The organism is Teretinema zuelzerae (assembly GCF_021021555.1).
In the GTDB taxonomy this organism is placed as follows: Bacteria; Spirochaetota; Spirochaetia; order Treponematales; family Treponemataceae; genus Teretinema; species Teretinema zuelzerae.
In genome coordinates this window covers 847255-868256 of the sequence record NZ_JAINWA010000001.1, presented here as the reverse complement: position 1 = coordinate 868256, position 21002 = coordinate 847255, and the positions used below count along the sequence as shown (strand labels likewise).

Below are 21002 nucleotides of genomic sequence, written 5' to 3'. Positions count from 1 at the left end.
ATAGTTGTATTTTTTAAACACGTATTTACATAGTATCGTTACGCGGAGCCTCTGACTATACAATTATATCTCGTATTTTATTGGGTAAAAAAAGCACGATATGTATCGATTTTGTATTGACTCATGGGTGTACCGGAAGATAGTATCTGCGTATGAGTATCAAATCCTTCAAAGGCGGGATTCACCCGCCGGAGCGAAAAGACGCGACCAGGAATCTTCCCGTAGAAGCCCGGTTCCCGTCCACAAAGTTGGTGTGGATTCCCGTAACCCAGGGCGGCGCGCCTAACAAACCGCTCGTTTCCGTTGGAGACAGCGTTGCGCGCGGTCAGAAGATCGCGGAGTCCGACGCGTTCATGTCGGCGCCTGTTCACGCCTCGGTCGCGGGAACGGTGAAAAAAATCGAGACGCATCTTGTAACAGGAAACGTGGATGTGCCCTGCATCGTCATAGAAGCCGACGGTTCGGACAGGACTGCCTTCCTTTCTCCCCTTGATCCTTTCACCGCGACGCGGGAAGAGTCTCTGGCGAGAGTCCGCGAAGCCGGATTGGTCGGCATGGGAGGAGCTTCGTTCCCGACTCATGTAAAACTCAATCCGCCGAAGGGCGCAAAGATCGACTACCTTCTGGCTAACGGAGCCGAGTGCGAACCGTATCTCACGATAGACGCCCGTATAATGGAAGAAGACGCTGCTAAAGTCGTCGACGGGGTCGCGATCGCAATGCATATTACCGGAGCCGCCGAGGGAATCATCGTTCTCGAGGAAAATAAGGCCGATCTGGTGCCGGTTCTTGAAGCGGCCGCTGCCAAGCTCAGGGAGAATCCCGTCGGGCCCGGCGCCTGCAAAATTTCCGTCGCGCTTTGCAAGACGAAATATCCCCAGGGCGGCGAAAAGATGCTCATCAAGGCCGTTACCGGCAGGGAAGTGCCGTCCGGCGGTTTGCCCTCCGCGGCCGGCTGCGTGGTTCAGAATGTTGGCACACTGAAAGCCCTCTCAGAGGCCTTCCGTGAAGGAAAGCCCCTTATCGAGCGCGGCCTTACCATATCCGGCGGAGCCTGCGCTACGCCGAAAAACATACTCGTGCCCATCGGAACCCTGGTGGGAGATCTCATCCCCGAAGTCGTAACATTGAATCCCGGGGTCGCGAAGATCATTTCCGGCGGTCCGATGATGGGTTTCGCCATGAAAAGCGCGAGCTTCCCGGTTCAGAAAAATACCTCCGGCGTGCTCTTCCTGACCGCCAAAGAAACCGCGCTCGTGGACGAAGATCCCTGCATCGGCTGCGGCAGATGCATCAGCGTGTGCAGCTGCCGGCTCGCTCCGGTGCTCATCGCACGCGCTGTGAAGGCCGGAAACCTGGAAGAAGCGAAGCGATGCGGCCTCATGGACTGCGTCGAGTGCGGAACCTGCGCCTATGTGTGCCCCGCCCGCGTCAAGCTGGTCCAGCATTTCCGCATCGGCAAGCTGATGGTCCGCACCGAGATGGCGAAGCAGGCCGCCAAGAAGGCCGCCGCCGGTACTGATACGAAAGGAGCCAAGTGATGGGCGAATCCGATAAAAACGAAATATATCTTTCCTCCAGTCCGCATTACGCAAGCCCGATTTCGACCCGGCACGTGATGTTCGCGGTCGTGGCGGTCCTTCTGCCGCTCGCGCTCTACGGCGTCTGGCTGTTCGGCCTTCCGGCTCTTGTTACGATTCTTGCTTCCGTGGTTTCCTGCGTCGCCTTCGAGGCGCTCTTCCGGAAGCTGACGAAGCAGGACATCCGCGTGGGCGATTTTTCCGCCGTCATCACCGGACTCCTTCTCGCCCTGATCCTTCCTCCCGCGACTCCCGTGTGGATGACCGTGCTCGGAGCCTTTTTCGCCATTGTCGTCGCAAAGGAATTCTTCGGAGGCCTGGGAGCGAACGTGTTCAATCCGGCGCTTACCGGACGGGCCTTTCTCCTCGTGAGTTTCGCGACCCCGCTGACCACCTGGAGCGCACCCTTCGTCGCGGACGCGATCAGCACAGCCACCCCGCTTTCCGTGATCAAGCCGGTAGACGGCGTCGTGCTTTCAGCCGGACAGATCGCGCAGAGAACCGGCTTTTTCTCCGAAGGAGACCTCTATCTTAATCTCTTCCTCGGCCAGAGAGCCGGCTGCATCGGCGAATCCGGAATTTTCCTGATCCTCATTGCCGCCGTCGTTCTGATCGCGGCGAAGGTGATCGACTGGCGCGCTCCGGTCGCCATGGTCGCGACCGCGGTTGCGGTTACCTGGATCGCGGGCATCGACCCCCTGCTCACCGTGTTGACCGGCGGACTTCTGTTCGGCGCCGTGTTCATGGCGACCGACTACGCGACCAGCCCGGTGACTCCTCTGGGGCGGCTCGTGTTCGGCTTCGGCTGCGGCCTGATAACCGCCCTGATTCGCGTATTCGGCGGATACCCCGAAGGCGTCATGTTCAGCATCCTCATCATGAACGCGCTCACCCCCTTCCTTAACCGGATTATTCCGAAGAAATACGGATGGGTGAAGCCCGCGAAGAAGGAGAAGGCCGTAAAATGAAAACGATGTTTAAATTATCCCTGACGCTTGCCGCCTACGCGGTAGTCGCCTGCGTAGGGCTCGCCTTCGTATACAACGCGACCGCTCCGATCATCGAAGCCTCCGCCGCGAACGAAGTGAAGGGCGCCCTCAAGGTTCTCTTTCCCGAAGCGTCGGATTTTACCGATGTTTCCTCCGAGTTCGGCGGACCCGCCGGCTCTATCGGTTTCGACCGCGCCTTCGTCGCCGTATCGGGCGACGCCCCGATCGGCATGATCGTCCAGGCGACCGGACCGACGTATAAATCGTCCACCCTCCTGGTCGCCGTCGATATGAACAGGACCGTAACGAAGGTTCAGTTCACCGCGAACACGGATACCCCCGGACTCGGCACGAAAACCGCCGAATCCCCGTTCATCGATCAGTTCTTCGGAAAGAAGATCGACGACGAGTTTAAAACAGGCGCCGACGTAACCGCGATCTCGGGCGCGACAATCTCTTCCAAGGCTGTCGCCGCCATCATCAAGGCAGCCGCCTGGCAGGCCGGCGACTACCTGGCGAAAAACCACGGCGCCGCGGCCGGAAGCGGTTCGGCTCCCGTTGTAGCCGAGCTCGCGCCCTTCACCCTTGAGGCGGGTCTCGCGGAACTCTTCCCCGAATGCTCGTTTGAACAGCTTCCCTCCGACGCCATCGCAAACTCCGTGGAACGCTCCGTGGTGTTGAGCGAAGCCTGGCTTGCCCGCTCCTCGGACGGTTCGGCCGCCGGAGTGGGAATCGTGGCGAAGGGTCAAACCTACAAGGCCTCGACCCTGCTGGTCGGCGTATTGCCGGACGCGACCCTTGCGGGACTGCGCGTTCTCGCTACCACCGATTCCGCGAATTACGGAAAGGAAATGCTGAGTCCCGATTTTTATTCGCTGTTCGCCGGCAAGTCCGTCGCAGACGCGTATCTGGTGAAGCCTTCCGTCCCCGAAGGAGACATCGATTCGATTTCCGGGGCTACGATCTCCACCCAGGGCGTCGCGAACATGCTGAAAATCGCGGCCTATGAAGGCAGCCGGTATCTCCGTTCTGCGCACGGCGGAAAAGCCGCCTCGTTCGCCGAGGATCCGTTCATTCTGAACGTCATCCCGGAACAGGAATAAGGGAGTTTCATGATGAAGAAATATCTGAGTTTATTTACCAACGGTCTGATCAAGAAAAACCCCCTTCTCGCGTTGATGATCGGGCTCTGTTCCTCGCTGGCCGTTACGACATCGATAGCGAACGGCATCGGAATGGGACTTGCCATGACCTTCGTTCTTCTGATGAGCGAGATCATCATCAGTCTTTTCCGCAAGCTGATTCCGGATTCGATCCGCATTCCGGTGTTCATCATCGTCATCGCGTCGTTCACCACCATCGTCGACCTTTGCATGAAGGCCTTCACTCCGGAGCTGTCGAAGGCGATGGGCGTGTTTATTCCGCTCATCGTCGTAAACTGCATCATCATGGGCCGGGTGGAATCCTTCGCGTCGAAGCGGGGCATCGACGAAGTAATCTTCGACGCCCTGGGAATGGGCGTCGGCTACACCTGGGTTCTCGTCGGCATATCCTTTGTTCGCGAGCTTTTGGGCGCGGGAACCGTTCTCGGCTTCCGCCTCCTTCCCGAAACCGTTTCCATCGGCTTTTTCAGCCAGGCGCCGGGAGGATTTTTCGTATTCGGTCTTTTCATTTCCTTGAATGCCGTATTGAAGAGCGTGTTTTTGAAGAAGGGAGCCGCTAAATGAACGACTTGATGAAGATTTTCCTAACCGCGATGCTGGTCGAGAACGTCGTTCTCATGCGCTTCCTCGCGCTTTGCCCCTTCATCGGCATGTCTACCGATGTCAAGAAATCGACCGGCATGGGCGTTGCCGTCATGTTCGTCACCGTGCTGGCGACGGCGGTAACCTATCCCCTGTATAATTTCGTTCTCGTTCCCTTCAAGCTTGAGTTTCTCCAGATTCTCACCTTTATTCTGGTCATCGCCAGTCTGGTGCAGCTGGTCGAATTCTATCTGAAGAAAAGCGCCCCGGCGCTCTACAGTTCGATGGGCGTGTATCTGGCGCTGATCACGACGAACTGCGCGATCCTGGCGGTTACCTTCGACGTAATCCTCAAGGGGTACAGCTTTGTCGAATCATTGGTGTACGCGGTCGGCGTCGCGACCGGATTCTTGATTTCTCTGCTTCTGCTCGCCGGAATTCGCGAACGGATCAAGATCGCGCCGGTTCCCGCCTTTCTCAAGGGAACCCCGATCCTTTTCGTGGCGGCAGGTTTGTTGTCCATGGCCTTCGGCGGTTTCGCCGGACTGATCAAATAAGGAGCCGCACCGATGGAAATTATCATAGCGACCCTGGTCGTCTCTCTTGTTCTCGCTCTTGTTCTCGGTTTTCTCCTGGGCTTTTTCAAGAAAGTATTCCATGTCGAAACCGATCCAACCGAAGCCGCCGTGCGCTCGGTTCTTCCCGGAGCGAACTGCGGAGCCTGCGGATATCCCGGCTGCGACGGTTTAGCCGGCGCCATCGCCCGCGGCGAAGCCCCCGTTAATTCCTGCACCGTAGGCGGCGCCTCTTGCGCGGCCGCCGTGGGAAAAATCATGGGCGTGGAGGCCTCGGCCGAAACACAGGTCGCGGTGCTTCTGTGCCAGGGAACGCTTGAAAAGTGCCCCCCGAAGGCCCAGTACAACGGAATCAAGACCTGCAAGGCCGCGAAGCTTTCAGTCAACGGAACGAAGCTCTGCGACTACGGCTGCATCGGCTTCGGCGATTGCGAGCGGGTATGCCCCTTCGACGCGATTCACGTGCTCGAAGACGGAATCCCCCATGTCGATTACGCCAAATGCACCGGATGCGGCCTGTGCGTGGCGGAGTGCCCGCAGAAGATTCTCACCCGCGTTCCCGTCAATAGAACCGGAGCGATCACGCTCTGCTCAAACCGGAACCCGCGGAAGGCTCAGGTCATCAAAGACTGCAAAACCGGATGCATCAAATGCGGAAAATGCGAAAAGGTTTGTCCGAAATCTTGCATCAAGATCGTGGACGGCATTCCGATCGTCGATTACGCGGTGTGCGATTCATGCGGAGAATGCGTCAAGAACTGTCCCACCAAGGCCCTCGCGCTGATTGAAAATAAAGTTCAGGCGGTGTAATCTCCTGACCATGTCAGATGAAAACACTACGCTTCCGGACGCAAGTCCGGAAGCGGTTCCCGCTCCCGTTCCGAAGAGGAGCGCCATTGTCGCGATTATCGGCCGCCCCTCGGCCGGAAAATCGACCTTCCTGAATACCGCTTGCGGCGAGAAGGTTTCCATTGTATCCCCTGTTCCCCAGACGACCCGCAACGCCATCCGCGGCATCGTGAACGGATCCCGGGGCCAGCTCGTCTTTATCGATACCCCCGGGTATCATGAATCCGAAAAAAAACTGAATCTTCTTCTCAAGGCCACCGCCCGCGACCGCCTCGACGAAGCGGACTGCATCCTCTATTTGGTGGACGCGACCCGCGAACCCGGGCGCGAAGAAGAAATTATCGCTGGAATGCTCAAGCCGATTTCCAAACGGGTCGTCGTCGGAATCAACAAGATCGATTTGCCCGAGGCGCGCCCGACGGCGGTGAAGCTGTTTCTGGAAAAGGTCCTGCCCGGAGTCGACCGGGATCGCATTTTCGAGATTTCCGCCGAGAAAGACACGAATTTAGACCCTCTGCTTATTCGGCTTTTCGATCTCGCGCCGGAAGGGGAAGCCTATTATCCCGAAGAATTCTACACCGACCAGGAAGTGGATTTCCGCATAGCCGAGGTCATCCGCGAAAAGGCAATGCTCAACACGCGCGAGGAAATCCCTCACGCGCTCTACGTCGATATCGCCGATCTCGAAATGAAGAAAAACGGAAAGGAACTGTGGGTGCGCGCCTTTTTAACCGTTGAGCGGGAAAGCCAGAAGTCCATGGTGATCGGGAAGGGCGCCTCGATGATAAAGAAAATCAGGCTCGAGGCCATGAAAGACCTCAACAAGATTTTTCCATATCACATCCATCTGGACTTGCAGGTGAAGGTGAACAAGAACTGGCGGCAGAAAGATCCGGTTCTCGGCCGCCTCATGAAAAAGTAGTTTTTATTTATCTCCTGTCGATGGTTCCGTCTTCGCGGGCAATCCATACCGAGGGAAGGATGCGGGTGAAGAAGCCGTTTTCCACCACGCCGGTGATGCGGTTGATTTCGTATTCCATCTCGTCCGCCTGTACCGGCGAAGCCCACAGGCAGTCGAGAATGAGGTTTCCGTTGTCGGTGACCACCGGGCCCGCCTTCCGCACGCCTTCCCGGAGCACAGCATCGGCGCCCAGTTTTTTCAGGGCCGCCGCGACGCTGATGCGCGCTTCGGGAATGATTTCCACCGGCAGGGCGAACTTCGTTCCCAGGCTGGAAACAGCCTTGGAGCCGTCCGCGACGACGACGAACTCTGCCGAGTTGTACGCCACGATTTTTTCCAGGAGCAGGGCGGCGCCGCCTCCCTTTATCAAATGTTTTTCAGGAGAAATTTCGTCGGCCCCGTCTATCGCCAGGTCGAGGCTTCCGCCGATCTGCCGGGAGTTCATCGAGTAGACCGGAATTCCGAGATTTTCGCAGGCTATCGTCGTCTGGAAGCTGGTTGCGACCGCGCAGATGCCGGAAAGGGTTCCGTCGGCGATTAATTCGCCTATTCTGCGAACCGCCGGCATGGCGGTGGATCCGGTTCCGAGTCCGAGCTTCATCCCCGAGCGGATGCGTCCCCGGGCGACCAGTTCGTCGACCGCGGTGCGCGCGGCCAGTATTTTCAGTTCATCCTTCATATTCCATCCCCGTAAACAGTTTGTACTGCAGATAAGCCTGATATTTGAGCATGCTGTAGCCGTTGCATATCCTGCAGCCGGCTTTTTGCGCACGCTTGAGCATTCTGGTGGTCTCCGGATGGTAGATTACGTCGTAGACCGCCTCGTGCCCGCTGAACGAATAGAAATCGATGGGATCGTGTTCGGTATCCGGAGACATGCCCAGATTCGTCGTCTGGATGATGATGTCCGAGTAGCTTTCCAGAAGGATGCGGTTTCCCGCGTCGAGGGTCGCCCACTTGAAGTTATACTGCTGGGCAAGTTCGCGCGCCTTGTCCGTCGTACGGTTGAATATGCACGCCCGTCCTTCCAGCGCGTGAACGGCATGGGCGATGGCCCGGGCGGCGCCTCCCGCTCCTATGATCGAGACTCTTTTTTTCTTCAGGTTTTCGCAGCCGAGAAATTCCAAAAGGGCGCGCGAAAAGCCGGGCGCGTCGGTATTGAATCCCCTCCAGTCGCCGTTTTCCCTGAGAATCGTGTTGCATGCGCCGATTTCCCCCGTCTGGCTGGAAATTTGCGCGAGGTTCGGCAGAACCGATTCCTTGAAGGGGTAGGTTACCGACAGGCCTTCGATGCCGACTTCTTCGGCAAATTCGAGAGCCTCTTCTACGGTTTCAGCGCGGATCGGCAGGTACACCGCGTCGAGCCCCTGGTCGCGGTAGCCCTTGTTGTGGATATGCGGGCTCGAGGTCGCCGCGAGCGGATTGCCGGTGATGCCGAAGATGCGGGTTTTCGGCCCGATCTCGCGAATCCGGTAAATTTCATTGATGGTGACCGGATCGATCTGTCCAAGGGTGTTCTGCCCCGAGCGCGCCATGTCTTCGCTGGTGGTGAAGGTGATGAAGGAGCCGAGAATCGGCGCGAGAATGCGCGAAGGCATTCCGAAGGCCCCCATCGCTATGAGTATCACGTCTTCTCCGGTGCAGCCCTTCGCTTCGCGGAACAGGTTCGTCACGTCGGACAGGGAGCGCGGCATGAAGGCTATTTTAGCAATTTCGTCGCGGGTTTTGCGAAGCCGCTTTACATGGGCCTGGATATCCGTTTCGGGACCCGTCATGTTGTGCATGCTTCTGATGATCCTCGTGCCGAACGCCCGCGCCGCCTCCTCGATGCTCGGAACCTGAAGGTCTTCCTCCAGATCGATGAAGGAGAAATTCTTGCGGGGATCTGTTTCCGCGAAGGCGAGTCCGCGCGCGAGCAGGGCGGTTCTCGCGCCTTCTCCTTCGACGTATTTTCCGCCGTCGGATTTACGCCGTATCGTGAGAATGCAGGGTATGTTGGAGAGCTCCGGGAACTTGCGGAAATGGAGCCGCTCCTCCGGATTGAGGCAATCGACGCGAAGCTCCGCTAGGTCGATCCACGGGCGGTAGAGCTCTACAAGGGCAAGATCCTCTTTGAGGGTTTGCGCGGTTAGCACAAGGCAAATCTTGGTTTTCATCTTTTTCGGAGTATATCCCGAAGCTCCCCTTTACAGGAAGACGGAAAACCGCTCTTTTTTAAAAGAATCAAGTTGAGCCGGACCGAATAGTCGTTTAGAATGAACAATCACAAGGAGTACGTTGTATGGAACATTTCGGAGCCTGGGGCCTTATTCCGCCCCTACTCACCATTGCCTTGGCCTTCATCACCAAGGACGTCATCATTTCCCTGTTTCTCGGCATTCTTTCCGGCGCCCTCATAGTCGCCGGCGGGAATCCGGCTCTTGCCCTGATCAATACAACCGATCTGCTGGCCGGATCTCTCAGCGACGGCTGGAATATCAGGATTTTCCTGTTTTGCGCCCTTCTGGGCGGCCTGGTGGGCATGCTGTCGCGCACCGGTTCGTCGAGCGCTCTCGGCTATTGGGCGTCGCGTCACCTGAAAAAGAGAAACAGCACGCTGATTGCAACATGGTTTTTCGGATTGCTGATCTTCATCGACGACTATTTTAATTCTCTTGCGGTGGGCACAATGATGCGCCCGATCACCGACAAGCAGAAGATTTCCCGGGCCAAGCTCGCCTACATTCTCGACTCAACCGCCGCTCCCGTGTGCATCATCGCGCCGGTTTCGAGCTGGGTGGTGACCGTCATGTCGGTTGTGAAGGGTTCTGAGGGCTTCGGAAGTCTGGGCGTCAGCGAGTTCTCCTTCTTCATCCGGTCGATCCCCTACAACATGTACGCCTTGCTCGCCATCATCATGGTTGTAGTCGTTTCCCTTACGCATCGGGATTTCGGCCCCATGGCCGCATCCGAGCGCCTTGCCCGCGAACAGGGCGTGCTGTGGAACGTCGAGCGCTACGGAGTCGCCTCCGGAGAAGTAGATCACGAAGAGAACCCCCGCGCTCTCGCACGGGACATGCTCTTCCCGATCATCGTTCTCATCGTATCAGCCCTGGTGTTCTTCCCCCTGACGACCTGGATGGGCGCGGTGGACGGCGAGTCTATAACGTCGCTCGGCGCGGCGATCGCTTCGATTCCGCTGGGACAGGCCTTCAACGATACGGACGCGTCGGTAGCTCTTTTCTATTCTGCCGTGTTCACCGTTTCGCTGACCTACCTCTATTATCTCGCCAGGCGGCTGCTAACCATTAAAACCGCCTCGGAATCCCTCAAAGACGGCATCGGCAGCATGGTTCCCGCCCTTATCATCCTGACCATGGCCTGGACCATCGGCACGGTGATTAAGTCGACTCCGGCAGACGGCGGACTCGGCCTGGCCCGGTATCTGTCCGAGGTGGTCGTCGGCGGAGGCTTCCCGATCTGGCTTCTTCCCGGAATCGTATTCGCTTTGTCCGCTCTCATCTCGTTTTCCACCGGCACCAGCTGGGGAACGTTCACAATCATGATTCCGATAGTATTGCCTATCGTTATCGCCCTAGGCGAAGTCGGCTCTCTTACCGGCGGAGCTCTCCTGAACGCCACGCTTATCAGCGTAGCCGCCGTACTTAGCGGAGCGGTCTTCGGAGACCACGCGTCGCCGATATCCGACACGACGATTCTCTCGTCCACCGGAGCCGGATGCCCCCATCTTGAGCACGTAGCGACCCAGATGCCGTACGCGCTTTTCATTGCCGGCTGCAGCATCATCGGTTTCGCCGTCGGAGGCGTTTTCCTGAACGCGATAATCGGCTGGATAGCGGCCCTCGCGGTATTCGCCGCCGGAATGGTCATTCTTCCGAAAACGTATAAAGCGTAACAGGATTCGTTAATGAAAAAGGCCGCTAGAAAACCCTTTGTTTTCTAGCGGCCTTTTTTTTTACATATCCCGGTGGTTTTACCGTAGCGCCCGGGCGTCCCAAGCTGCCTGGATTTCCGGGCGCCCCGGTACTCCGGGCGCCCCTGCGTACCGGGCTACTCGGCGGCTTCCGTCTGCTCCGCGCGCACTTCGAAGCTCGCGGCTTCCTTGTTCAGAATATTGAGCACCAGCACGGTTCCTTCCTCAAGCGCATAGGGAACCGTCAGCGGGCCTCCCGGATGCTTGAGGGACACAAGGGGTTTCCGTTCGCCCTGGGGAGACACCGCGTCGATGCGGATCTGGAAGGGATAGGGATACACGGGAAGATTTTCCGCCAGTATGCCGTACACCTTTCCGTCCGGGCTTTTCGCCGGCATCGCGACGACCGCCGGTACGCGCGTCCAGGTGGTTACCGTCGAACCGCCGGCGGGCATCTGCGATACCACGGTTCCTGCCGTCTCATCGCCTTCCGGAGCGCGCGCTGTGAAATCGAACAGCACCTGGCTCTCCTCCATCGCCGCGAGGACTTGGCGGATGGTCAATCCTGTAACGTCCGGCACCTTCGCCTGGTCGTTCTGCGGTCCGCGGCTTACGGCGAGCGTCAGCTTCACCGGGGCGGTTATCGGCGTATCGGGGGGCGGATCCTGCTCGAGGATGGTTCCGGCGGCTTCCGCGCTGTAGCGGTACATCAGGGGCTCCGCGACGGAAAGCAGGGGATTCGCGCTCGACGAAAAGAGAGCCTGCAGATGGATTTTCAGCTCGTCGATGTTTTGCCCCAGGTAGTTCTCCACCCGGTCTACGATGACGCCGCGGCTGACGACGAGATTTATCCTTCTGCCTGCTTTTACGATGGAGCCGGGCGAAGGCTGCTGTTCAAGAATCGTGCCCTTGTCGTGGGGATTGTCGGAGTAGCGAAGCTGGATTTTCGGATACAGCTCTCGGTTCTGCATTTCGATCAGGGCGACCGGAAGATCCTTTCCCCTGATGTCCGGAACCATCACCTTTTCCGCCGGGCGCAGCGCGAGAAAAAACACCGCGACTCCGGTACCCGCGGCCGCCAGGAGAACGGCGAGGGCGGTTCCTATGATGATCCGCGAATTTTCATTGTACTTGCGTACCAGTTCGTCGAAATCGATGCGTAAATCCGAAAGTTGAAATTTCATATATCTTCCTTGAAAAGTTTCCCCGACGCACGGGGGTGTCTATCGTATCGTTCAGCCTTCCGTTTCGGTCTTCGGTTCCCCGCCGAGCACGGAGCCGGGAAAATCCCTGCTTCCATTTAAAAAAGACTTCCAGTCCAAAGGTTTCTTCGTTCTCCACTGAAGCTTTTTCAGCGCCAGCGTTCCTGTTCCTGCCGCGACAAGAATTCCATTCCTTCTGTCGGTTCCGATGACCGTTCCGGGCGCGAAGGCGGGGGTGTCCTGATGAGCGGTCTTTTGCAGCCCGCCTGAGCCTTCTGCCGCGATGAACGCCTGTTCCTGCGTTCCCTTCCAGACTGCCGCTTCGAGGATCATCAGGATTTGTTCCCCTTTTCGGGTCCAGGCTCCCGGCCAGGAGGTGAATGCCCGTATTTTCGCGTCGATATCCTCCGCGGATGCGGTCCAGTCGATTTCCCCGTCTTCCTTGCACAGGAGGGCGGAGTAGGTCGCCCGGGACGAATCCTGGGGCGTCGCCTGTGCAGTGCCGTTTTCTATTGCGTCCAAAACCTCGAGAACGAGCGGAGCGCTGTCCCGGGCCGCCCGCTCAAGGAGGGAGTCTGCGGTTTCGGTTCCGTCGAGCGGAAAGCGGACCTGCGCGAGAATATCGCCTGCGTCCATTTCGCGCACGATTTTCTGTATCGTGATGCCGGTTTCGGCGTCCCGGGCGAGAATCGCGGCGGGAACCGGGGCGCAGCCCCTCCAGCGGGGGAGGAGAGAGGGGTGTATGTTTATCGAGCCGAGAGGAAAGAGGGAGAGCGTTTTGGGGCCGAAGATTTTTCCGAAGGCGAAGCACACCATGAGATCGGCTTCTGTTTCCGCTATGGCCGAACGAACCTCGTCGGTGATTTTCTCCGGCGCGAAGATCGGCGTATGGGGGGGAGCGTTCCGTTGTCGATGAGCTTCTGCGCCGCCTGCATGACCGGGCTCGGTACGAGCTCCCGGTGGCGACCCTGGGACGCCGGGGGGTTGGTGAGCACCCCGACCACGCGATGACGCTTCGCGATCGCTTCGAGCGCCGGCGCCGCGCATTCGGGCGTGCCGGCGAAAATAATCTTCAGCATGGGCTTACTCCGCCTTGCGGGCTTCTTTTTCGGCTTTTTTCAGAAGTTTTTTCTCTATCTTTTCTTTTTTATCCGGATCGATCCGGTCGATGAAAAGAACCCCGTCAAGGTGATCGTATTCGTGCTGAATCACCCGCGCGAGAAGGCCGTCCGCTTCGAGAGTAAACCGGCGGCCGCGCTCGTTCAGCGCTTGCACGGTGACTCTCGACGGCCTGATTACTTCTTCGTATTGCTTCGGTATGCTCAGGCACCCTTCTTCATAGGATTCGGTCTCGAGGCTTGTTTCGATAATTTGGGGATTTATGAACGCTCGTTCCACATCGTCGTCCGCCTGGACGACGAACAAACGAATGCTTTTGCCTATCTGGGGAGCCGCCAAACCGATGCCGTCTTCCACCTTCATGGTGACGAACATTTCGCGGATCAGCTCGCGAATTTCGTCGGTTACCTCGGCAACCGGTTCCGCTTTTATTCTGAGGACTTCGTCCCCTAAAGTCATTACCTTCATATATGTAAAGTACTTGTTTTAGCCGTTCATGGTCAATAAGACAGGCGCGGAGCGCCGTCCGTCTTGACACAAGGGGGAAAAAAAGTCACTTTTAGCTATGCAAACTTCCATCTTCGAGAATGATGACACCATGCCTGCCGTTGTGAAAAAGGCTTATTCCGAGGTGCTGCCCCGTTTCCTGGGCGCGGCAGGAGAGGCCTCTTTATCCGGCGACGCCCTCGAATTGGCAGCAGCGTTCGGCGACGCAGGAGTCTTTTCCTCCGTAATCGGAGAGAAAACGGATCTCCGCAATGAATCTGAAAAAAAGCTCGTGCAGGGCTTTCAACGGAATATCGAGCTTTTGGTGCAGAAAACCTGGGTAGAAAAGGCCGACGAGGCGATGAAGGAAGAGATGATCTTCCGCATCAAAACCCTGTGTTCGAATCTTTCGCGGTACGACTATCATACTGCTCTGTCGGAATTTCTGCCGGTTTTGCACGACGTGGTGTATCTCCTGTTCGGTTCCCTCGCGAAGCACGACGGCTTCCTTGAATACGCGGTTCGCATCGACCCCGATTTCGGATTCTTCTGGTACTACATCAACAACGTGCCTCCTCACAAGGACTGGTCGGAGGAAAAGTGCCGCGTAGCCGTGCTGCTGGGCATCTGCTTCCTCGCTAATTTCTGATTTTTTTTTACTGCGGTTCGATCCGATCCGGGGCTTCCGGACCGGACTTTCGCGAACCGTTATATCATGACGGCCGTTGGACAGGGCCCGGAGTCGACTCAACGGCGAGCTAGGAGAGTTCCATGGATCTGGATGCTGTTTGCGCTTCGTTGCGGCTCGCTTCCGCCCGTCTGGCGCTGAGCCCCGCCGAAAAAAAGAACGCCGCCCTCGCGGGAGCCGCCGCCGCTTTAGACGCAGCCCGCGCCGACATCCTTTCCGCGAACAGGCGGGACGTCGAGCGCGCCCGGGCAGGCGGCACGAGCGAAGCGATGATCGCCCGCCTCGCGCTTTCGGATTCGTCCCTGGACGACATCATCGCTTCCCTTCATGTCCTCATCGAACAGACCGATCCGGTCGGCCAGGTGATAGCCGGGTGGAAGGTGCCGAACGGCCTTGAAATCCGCCAGGTGCGCGTCCCTCTGGGAGTCGCCGCCGTCATCTACGAATCCCGCCCGAACGTCACGGTCGACGCCTTCGCCCTTGCCTATAAAAGCGGCAACGCCGTTCTGTTGCGGGGGAGCTCCTCCGCGCTCGAATCCAACCGCGTAATCGTTTCCGCGATCCGCTCGGGCCTTGCCGCATCCGGCGGCGAAAGCGACGCGGTCGCCCTGTCAGAACCCGGAACGGGAGCCGACTCCCACGCCGACGTGGACTGGATACTCGGCGCCCGCGGCAAGATAGACGTAGCCCTTCCCCGCGGAGGCGCGTCCCTGATTCGCCGCGTGGTCGAAACCGCCCGCGTTCCGGTGATCGAAACCGGTTCGGGCGTATGCCATGTCTATGTAGACTCGGACGCCGATCCCGAGATGGCGGTAGCCATCGCGGAAAACTCTAAAATCCAAAAACCCGCCGCCTGCAATTCGCTGGAGTGCCTTCTGGTGCACCGCGACAAGGCGGAGGCCGTTCTTCCCGCCCTCCGCTCGGCATTCGCGAAATACGCCGCGAAAACCGGACGCCCCGGCGGAGTAGAGCTGCGCTGCGACGGCAGGTCTTTTTCCGTGCTTTCCGGTCCCGAGAACGTCGTACGCGCGGAGGATTCGGATTGGGGCATGGAGTTCCTCGACTACGTCATGGCCGTTCGCATCGTCGATTCGGTGGAGGAAGCGGTCGAGTACATAAACGCTCACAATACGAAGCATTCTGAAACCATCGTTACCTCAAGCCTCGAACGGGCCCGATATTTCCAGAATTCGGTAGACGCCTCCTGCGTCTACGTGAACGCTTCGATCAGGTTCACCGACGGCGGCCAGTTCGGCATGGGCGCCGAGCTCGGCATCAGCACCCAAAAGCTCCACGCGCGCGGACCCATGGGCCTTACCGCGTTGACTACTACGAAATTTCTGATAGACGGAGAAGGACACATTCGGCCATGATCTCGCAAGCAATAGCGGACGCCCGCAAAATCGTCATTAAAATCGGATCCAATACCCTCGCCAAGGCGGACGGAACCATAAACCCCGAGTTCATGGCGGATTTCGCCTCCCAGTGCGCCGAACTCATGAAGCAGGGAAAGCAGATCGTTCTGGTTTCTTCCGGAGCGCAGGTAGCCGGCGTTTCGACCCTGGACCGCTGGGCCCGTAAAAAGGACATCCACTACCGCCAGGCCCTCTGCGCGATCGGCCAGGTCGAGCTCATGGACCACTGGCGGAACGCCTTCGCTTCGCGCAACATCCATATCGGACAGCTGTTGCTGACGAAAGAGGACTTCCAGGACGACCACCGCACGCTGAACATGCGCAATACCATATTCACCCTGGTGGACGAGGGAGTCGTGCCCATTATCAATGAAAACGACTCCGTTTCCTACGAGGAAATCAAAATCGGAGACAACGATAACCTGAGCGCGCTGACCGCGATACTGTGGAGCGCGGATCTGCTCATCCTCTTCAGCGACATCGACGGCGTGTTCGAAAAAAATCCGAAAGAATTCCCCGACGCCCGCCTTATCGAGCGCGTTCCCGATATTACGACGCTGCGGAACACCATCACCATCGGTTCTACGAACGGCTTCGGAACCGGCGGAATCCAGACGAAGCTGGAAGCCGCCGAGAAGGTTACTGCGTACGGAATCCCGATGCTTTTGGCGAACGGGGGCAGGGAACAGTGTCTTCTCTCCCTGGCGGACGGAAAACGCGCCGGCACGCTTTTTTTGGCCCGGGAGGCATAAATGAACAGAATAAAGATCGGCTGCATCGGAATCGGCGTGATGGGATCGGCTCTCATGGAGGCGGTGGTTCAGACGACGGGGCAGGGAAGTTTGACGGTGTATGATCCCGACCGGATCAGGTAGACGAAGGGAATAAGCTCCCTGTTCCTGAGCGTTTCTTCGTCGATATCGATCACCGGCAGGTATCCGTGGCTGTCGAGCCCGGTATGTCCGTGCCCGGGAAAATGCTTGGCCGTTGAAAGCACGCCCGCCTTCCTGCTTCCCTGCGAGAACGCGGCTCCCAGAATCCCCGCGGCTTCGGGGTTTTCGCCGAAGGACCGCGGCCCGATCACCGTGGAATCGTGATCCGTATAGAGGTCGAGCGTCGGGGCGAAATTGAGATTGATTCCCAGAGCCGCGAGCTCTCTGCCGATGTAGTAGCCCGAATGCCAGGCGTCCGAAGGCAGGCCCGACGCGCCGATCGCGAGATTTCCGGGCGTATCGCTGGTTTTGCCCTTGATGTGCCTGATCCAGCCGCCTTCCTGGTCGGTCGCCACAAAGAGGGGAATCCCGAATCTGTTTTTCAGGGCGAGCTTTTGCAAGAGGCCCACCGAGGAGGCGACTTTTTCCGTGTTGTCCGTGTTCCAGCCGAATACTTTGATGCTTCCCAGAGACCGCAGTGAAACCCAGTCGATGACTTCCTTGCTCGGATCGGAGCCGGCCCAGCCGAACATCAATATCTGGGAAAGCAGTTCTTCGTCGGTCATCGCGTTCGCTATGGCGGCGGCGAGTTCGCCCGGAGGGGCCGTATCGCGGAAATGAGGAAGCCGCGTCTGATCACGGGCGTGCGGGGAAGACTCGCCGTTCTGAGAGGAGGGAAGGGCGGCGAGTCGGGCTGGAGGAGCGAGAAAGGCTCCGATACACAAAAAAACCGGGACGAATCGCCCCGGTTTACGGCGAAAACTATAAGAACCCATCGGATGTCTACCCCGAAAGTGGAGTCCGCGCCTGAATCAGGATCCCAGGCCGCAGCGTTGTTCGTCTATGCAGGCGGAGGCGCTGTGCGCCGCGATCGCTCCGTCCGCTACGGCGGTTACCACCTGGCGGAAGGGCTTCGCCCGCAAATCTCCGGCGGCGAAAAGACCGCGGATGGAGGTTTGCATATGTTCGTCCGTTACAAGATACCCGTTTTCGTCCTGTTTTGCCAGACTCGCCAGCTCGGTTCTGGGAATCATCCCGACGAAAATGAACACCGCGTCGCAGGCGAGGGTTTCTTCCTCTCCCGTTTCGGCGTTTTTCAGAACCACGCCGGTCACCTTGTCCGGAGAGCCTCCGGAACCCTTGATTTCCGACACGACGGTATTGAACCGAACGTTGATGTGCGGGTTATGCAGGGTCCGCTCCGCGAGCGCCTTTTGCGCCCGGAACTGGCCCTTGCGGTGCACCATAGTGACCCGGTCGGTCAGGTGGGCCAGGAATCCGGCCTCGTCGCAGGCCGCGTCCCCGCCCCCCACGACAACGATATGCTTGTTTCTGAAAAAGGGGCCGTCGCAGGTGGCGCAGTACGAAACGCCCTTGCCGTAATACTCGTTTTCTCCCGGAACGCCCAGCTTCCGGTGTTCGGCTCCCGTTGCGAGCAGCACCGTCCGCGATTCGAACGCGACCGGCTCAGCTTCCGGGGACTCGATCGGGATGTTGAAATACGCTCCCTTCTTGCCCAGCCCGGTAACCTTTCCGTAAGTGAACTCCGCTCCGAAGCGCACCGCCTGTTCTTTCATGTTGGAGGCGAACTCGTAGCCGTTCACCGGCTCCAGGATTCCCGGATAGTTTTCCAGACGGTCTATCAGAACAGCCTGGCCGCCTTCTCCCTTTTCCTCGATGACGAGGGTTTTCAGGTTCGATCTTCCCGCGTATTGCGCGGCTGAAAGCCCTGCCGGACCGCCGCCTATAATGATCATGTCGTAAATGGTGCCCATGAATTACTCCCTAATAGCTTAAATGTACGGAGAGCGTGCTCTCCAGTCAAGAAAACCGGAAGCGATGCCGCGCCGAGCCTACGTTCCGCGCGCGTTGTTTCCGCGCGCCGGGCGGACTATTCAAGCCAGTACACCTTGTCCGGGGCCTTTTCGTTCAGATAAATCCGGGTAAAACGGCCGGAATGCTCCACGCGGACGTCCTGCGGAAAATAAATCGAATGGAGGAACCACACCGTGTCCAGCAAAGCAGGAAGCGAATCGGACATCGAATACCGGAAATACAGCTCCCCGTCCTCGATCGCCGCCTTCCTCAAAGGATCTGCTGTCGTATCCGGATCGATCGCCGCGCGGATCTGGCTCCGCAGGCCGCCGTACCAGGCATGGGTTACCGCCAGGAGATTCAGCTTTTTTTCCTTGTCCATCCGGTACAGCTCCCAGATGCCGGCAACGGCGGGAACCTTCATGGTCACTTCGTATTTGTCGGCCTTTTTCAGCGCCGTCCACACGACCGTATACCATGCCTCAGCGTCCTTCGTCCGAACCGTAATCACCGGCTTAAGTTCTGTCATGAGCCTTCCTTTCCCGCCAGAATACCATGCTACCACGCATTGCTTCTATCCTGAAAGGAAAAAAAGCCGATTCTGCGCGGCCGTCCCTTGCCAAAACTTATGCCTTCTGCTATATTCTTTTTTGCACGGCGCCGTACCCAAGCGGTAAGGGAGAGGTCTGCAAAACCTTTATGCATCAGTTCGATTCTGATCGGCGCCTTCTTTAAGTCCTTACGTTGTAAGGACTTTTTTTTGCACTACCCGAAAACGGGCGTGTCTTAACCAAAACTGTAAGCAAGTTGTGTAAGCAACTGGCCGTTACGGAGGGATGAGATGCGCCGTTTTTATTTGTATCGACGCGGTAAGTACTGGTATGCACAGCTGGGGAATCCAGAAACCGGCAGGCGTTTAACTGGCAAATCGCCTCATCAGACTATTCGGGATGAGGCTGTGGCCGTTGTGTATGGTTGGCTGGAGCATGGTTTTCCTCAAACCGGTGGGTCTTCACCCAAGAAAATCTCTGATGCACTTGATCTTGCGACTATTCTGACTTTCATAAAAAAATCCAATTTATCCTCTGGCGATGTGTCTAAAATCGGATCGGTACTGACGGAGAAGGGTTTGGTTTCATCGGTTGTTCTTAAGGATGCCGGTGGTGCTGAGTCTTTTGATTCGTTTTTGTCCCGATTTTGGGATTATGATGTTTCTCCGTACGTTAAGGAGAAGCATGCTCATGGGCTCAGGATGGGGAAAACGCACGTTGCTCAAAGTTATGGTCGTGCGGAGAAATATTGGATTCCGTATTTTAAGGGTAAGCGGTTAGGCGAGATTTCGCGGCAGGATGTGAAGGCTTTTTCGATCGATCTTGCTGGAAAAAATCCGGGACTGAATCATTCTACGTTGAATCGCATTATGACCGTTGGTACTACGGCTTTGAAGTGGGCTTTCGTGAACGATTTGATAGGTGCTGATCCGACTTTCGGTTTGGCGTCGTATTCAAACAAGACGAGAAAACGGGGTGTTCTTACTCCCGATGAAGCGAAACGGCTTTTCGATCTTCATTGGCCTGATCGTCGTGCGATGCTTGCAAATCTAACAGCGATGACGACTGGCCTGCGTATCGGGGAAATTTTAGCGTTGAAAGGGTCGGATATAGGGGATGATTTTTTGTCGGTTACTCATTCCTGGTCGAGAAAGGATCTTCTTAAGTGTACGAAGACCGGCGAGGATCGACGTGTTCCGATTATTCCTCGCCTTCGCGATGCGTTGCGTAATCTTGTTCTGGAAAATCCTCATGGCCCTGATGGCTTTGTATTTTGGAGTTCAAAGAAGGATGAGCCATGGGATCAGCAGATGAGTTTGAATGCCTTACAGGATATGCTTGTCGTTTTGTCGGTGGGAGAGAGCGCGAGCGATGAGGAGAAAAAAGATGCTCGGGCGTACTGGAAAGATCGGAATGTGGTGTTTCATTCCTGGCGGCACTTTTATGCATCGAGGATGGCTGATCGGCTTGAAGCTCGAAAGATCATGTTGGTTACGGGACATAAGACGCGAGCGGTATTCGACGGTTATGCAGATCATTCTCTTGATTCGGATTTAAATGAGGTCGCGGTTGCGAGCGCTGATATGTTTAATTCGATTGTTCCGTCGGCTTTAGTCGGTTGATGAGGGATGTATGCAAATTAATTTTGCTTTGTCGTGTCGGTGTCCTAATAAAATGGGTGACAATCAGTGAGGGTAAATCCGGTACTGTAAGATTCATAACGAATGATGGAGGTATCGGTATTGGTTGAATTGTCGGTTCAGGGTGAGCGGCTGTTGGACATGAAGGAGTTTATGTCATTCATGCATTGCAAACGGAGTTCTGTGTATCGGTGGCGAAAGGAAGGAAAGATCGCGAGTGTCATCGTCGGGCGGAAGGTCCTGTTTCGGGCGACTGAGGTTGAGTCTTTTCTTCAGGAGAATACTCGGTGCTGTTTTGAAAGCAACAAGGAGGTTTCCCTGTGTCAGTAAGTCCCGATAACATTCGTGGTGAAATTCTATCATGGATTGAAGCGCAGCTCCGTGAAAAGAAATTCGGATCATTCGGCGTTGATGTGAAGATGCATGATGGTGTTCCGGTGTCGTTCGAAAAACGTTATTGTCTTTCGATCAAGTATGTCGGCGGGGTCGAGAGTAAGTAGTTTTTTTTGATTGTGTGAAAAGCGGGACTCCTGGAAGTCCCG

The 21002-nt window shown here is 57.1% G+C and carries 22 protein-coding genes, 1 tRNA gene and 1 pseudogene; 16 read left to right on the top strand and 8 right to left on the bottom strand.

The window, feature by feature from the left end:
• Window positions 1-152 precede the first annotated feature (152 nt).
• Genes rsxC through era form a run of 7 tightly spaced genes read left to right on the top strand, consistent with a single transcriptional unit; the run spans window position 153 to window position 6660 of the window.
• Entirely contained in the window at window positions 153-1541 is a 1389-nt protein-coding gene (rsxC, locus tag K7J14_RS03990; protein WP_230753394.1) for an electron transport complex subunit RsxC, read from the top strand.
• Complete coding sequence (locus K7J14_RS03985) at window positions 1541-2548, top strand: RnfABCDGE type electron transport complex subunit D (RefSeq protein WP_230753392.1); 1008 nt, start codon at window positions 1541-1543, stop codon at window positions 2546-2548. The genes rsxC and K7J14_RS03985 overlap by 1 nt, the downstream gene beginning before the upstream one ends.
• Window positions 2545-3672: an FMN-binding protein gene (locus K7J14_RS03980; protein ID WP_230753388.1), complete on the top strand. Its 1128-nt coding sequence runs from the start codon at window positions 2545-2547 to the stop codon at window positions 3670-3672. The genes K7J14_RS03985 and K7J14_RS03980 overlap by 4 nt, the downstream gene beginning before the upstream one ends.
• Before the next feature lie 12 nt (window positions 3673-3684).
• Window positions 3685-4296 (top strand): electron transport complex subunit RsxE, encoded by a 612-nt coding sequence (rsxE, locus tag K7J14_RS03975; protein ID WP_230754754.1) that lies wholly within the window; start codon window positions 3685-3687, stop codon window positions 4294-4296.
• Window positions 4293-4871, top strand: a complete 579-nt coding sequence (locus tag K7J14_RS03970) for an electron transport complex protein RnfA (RefSeq protein WP_230753384.1) — start codon at window positions 4293-4295, stop codon at window positions 4869-4871. Before rsxE ends, K7J14_RS03970 begins: the two co-directional genes overlap by 4 nt.
• A gap of 12 nt (window positions 4872-4883) precedes the next feature.
• The gene (locus K7J14_RS03965) at window positions 4884-5699 is read left to right on the top strand and encodes an RnfABCDGE type electron transport complex subunit B (RefSeq protein WP_230753382.1); all 816 of its coding nucleotides are present in this window, start codon (window positions 4884-4886) and stop codon (window positions 5697-5699) included.
• 10 nt (window positions 5700-5709) lie between these two features.
• Window positions 5710-6660 (top strand): GTPase Era, encoded by a 951-nt coding sequence (era, locus tag K7J14_RS03960; RefSeq protein ID WP_230753379.1) that lies wholly within the window; start codon window positions 5710-5712, stop codon window positions 6658-6660.
• A 7-nt stretch (window positions 6661-6667) separates the two neighbouring features.
• On the opposite strand, the gene rpiA is transcribed toward era, so the two are convergent.
• Together rpiA and K7J14_RS03950 are read right to left on the bottom strand one after the other, a co-directional pair.
• Window positions 6668-7378, bottom strand: a complete 711-nt coding sequence (rpiA, locus tag K7J14_RS03955) for a ribose-5-phosphate isomerase RpiA (protein ID WP_230753377.1) — start codon at window positions 7376-7378, stop codon at window positions 6668-6670.
• Window positions 7368-8855: a type I 3-dehydroquinate dehydratase gene (locus tag K7J14_RS03950; protein ID WP_230753374.1), complete on the bottom strand. Its 1488-nt coding sequence runs from the start codon at window positions 8853-8855 to the stop codon at window positions 7368-7370. The genes rpiA and K7J14_RS03950 overlap by 11 nt, the downstream gene beginning before the upstream one ends.
• A 125-nt stretch (window positions 8856-8980) precedes the next feature.
• Here K7J14_RS03950 and K7J14_RS03945 point away from each other — a divergent pair, with 125 nt between their 5' ends.
• Complete coding sequence (locus tag K7J14_RS03945) at window positions 8981-10594, top strand: Na+/H+ antiporter NhaC family protein (protein WP_230753372.1); 1614 nt, start codon at window positions 8981-8983, stop codon at window positions 10592-10594.
• A gap of 155 nt (window positions 10595-10749) precedes the next feature.
• Here K7J14_RS03945 and K7J14_RS03940 read toward each other — a convergent pair whose 3' ends face one another.
• The 3 genes from K7J14_RS03940 to def are packed head-to-tail and all read right to left on the bottom strand — an operon-like array spanning window position 10750 to window position 13401.
• The gene (locus K7J14_RS03940) at window positions 10750-11796 is read right to left on the bottom strand and encodes a PASTA domain-containing protein (protein ID WP_230753370.1); all 1047 of its coding nucleotides are present in this window, start codon (window positions 11794-11796) and stop codon (window positions 10750-10752) included.
• 51 nt (window positions 11797-11847) lie between these two features.
• On the bottom strand, window positions 11848-12861 hold the full coding sequence (locus K7J14_RS03935; RefSeq protein WP_330165585.1) for a methionyl-tRNA formyltransferase: 1014 nt from the start codon (window positions 12859-12861) through the stop codon (window positions 11848-11850).
• 36 nt (window positions 12862-12897) lie between these two features.
• A complete protein-coding gene (gene def / locus K7J14_RS03930; protein WP_230753368.1) occupies window positions 12898-13401 on the bottom strand; it encodes a peptide deformylase in 504 nt (167 codons plus the stop codon).
• Window positions 13402-13498: 97 nt separating this feature from the next.
• On the opposite strand from def, the gene K7J14_RS03925 reads away from it, so the two are divergent.
• From K7J14_RS03925 to K7J14_RS16075, 4 genes are all read left to right on the top strand, one after another.
• Complete coding sequence (locus K7J14_RS03925; protein ID WP_230753366.1) at window positions 13499-14068, top strand: hypothetical protein; 570 nt, start codon at window positions 13499-13501, stop codon at window positions 14066-14068.
• A 122-nt stretch (window positions 14069-14190) separates the two neighbouring features.
• Window positions 14191-15480 carry a glutamate-5-semialdehyde dehydrogenase gene (locus K7J14_RS03920; protein ID WP_230753364.1) on the top strand — a complete coding sequence of 430 codons (1290 nt, stop codon included), beginning with the start codon at window positions 14191-14193 and terminating at the stop codon, window positions 15478-15480.
• Window positions 15477-16274 carry a glutamate 5-kinase gene (gene proB, locus K7J14_RS03915; RefSeq protein ID WP_230753362.1) on the top strand — a complete coding sequence of 266 codons (798 nt, stop codon included), beginning with the start codon at window positions 15477-15479 and terminating at the stop codon, window positions 16272-16274. Before K7J14_RS03920 ends, proB begins: the two co-directional genes overlap by 4 nt.
• The gene (locus K7J14_RS16075) at window positions 16275-16397 is read left to right on the top strand and encodes a hypothetical protein (RefSeq protein WP_269062376.1); all 123 of its coding nucleotides are present in this window, start codon (window positions 16275-16277) and stop codon (window positions 16395-16397) included.
• Here K7J14_RS16075 and K7J14_RS03910 read toward each other — a convergent pair.
• From K7J14_RS03910 to K7J14_RS03900, 3 genes and pseudogenes are all read right to left on the bottom strand, one after another.
• A pseudogene (locus K7J14_RS03910) lies at window positions 16379-17083 on the bottom strand (glycoside hydrolase family 3 N-terminal domain-containing protein); the annotation flags it as partial. The gene K7J14_RS16075 and the pseudogene K7J14_RS03910 sit on opposite strands and share 19 nt — an antisense overlap.
• 183 nt (window positions 17084-17266) lie before the next feature.
• A complete protein-coding gene (gene trxB, locus K7J14_RS03905; protein WP_230753360.1) occupies window positions 17267-18229 on the bottom strand; it encodes a thioredoxin-disulfide reductase in 963 nt (320 codons plus the stop codon).
• Between the two features lie 116 nt (window positions 18230-18345).
• Window positions 18346-18798 (bottom strand): hypothetical protein, encoded by a 453-nt coding sequence (locus K7J14_RS03900; protein WP_230753358.1) that lies wholly within the window; start codon window positions 18796-18798, stop codon window positions 18346-18348.
• Between the two features lie 127 nt (window positions 18799-18925).
• Here K7J14_RS03900 and K7J14_RS03895 point away from each other — a divergent pair.
• The 4 genes from K7J14_RS03895 (at window position 18926) to K7J14_RS03885 (ending at window position 20960) form a co-directional block, all read left to right on the top strand.
• Window positions 18926-18997 (top strand) — tRNA-Cys (locus K7J14_RS03895).
• A 113-nt stretch (window positions 18998-19110) separates the two neighbouring features.
• Window positions 19111-20442: a tyrosine-type recombinase/integrase gene (locus K7J14_RS03890; RefSeq protein WP_230753354.1), complete on the top strand. Its 1332-nt coding sequence runs from the start codon at window positions 19111-19113 to the stop codon at window positions 20440-20442.
• A gap of 102 nt (window positions 20443-20544) precedes the next feature.
• Window positions 20545-20790: a helix-turn-helix domain-containing protein gene (locus K7J14_RS16340; protein ID WP_408033966.1), complete on the top strand. Its 246-nt coding sequence runs from the start codon at window positions 20545-20547 to the stop codon at window positions 20788-20790.
• Complete coding sequence (locus K7J14_RS03885) at window positions 20781-20960, top strand: hypothetical protein (RefSeq protein WP_230753352.1); 180 nt, start codon at window positions 20781-20783, stop codon at window positions 20958-20960. The genes K7J14_RS16340 and K7J14_RS03885 overlap by 10 nt, the downstream gene beginning before the upstream one ends.
• Window positions 20961-21002: the final 42 nt, after the last annotated feature.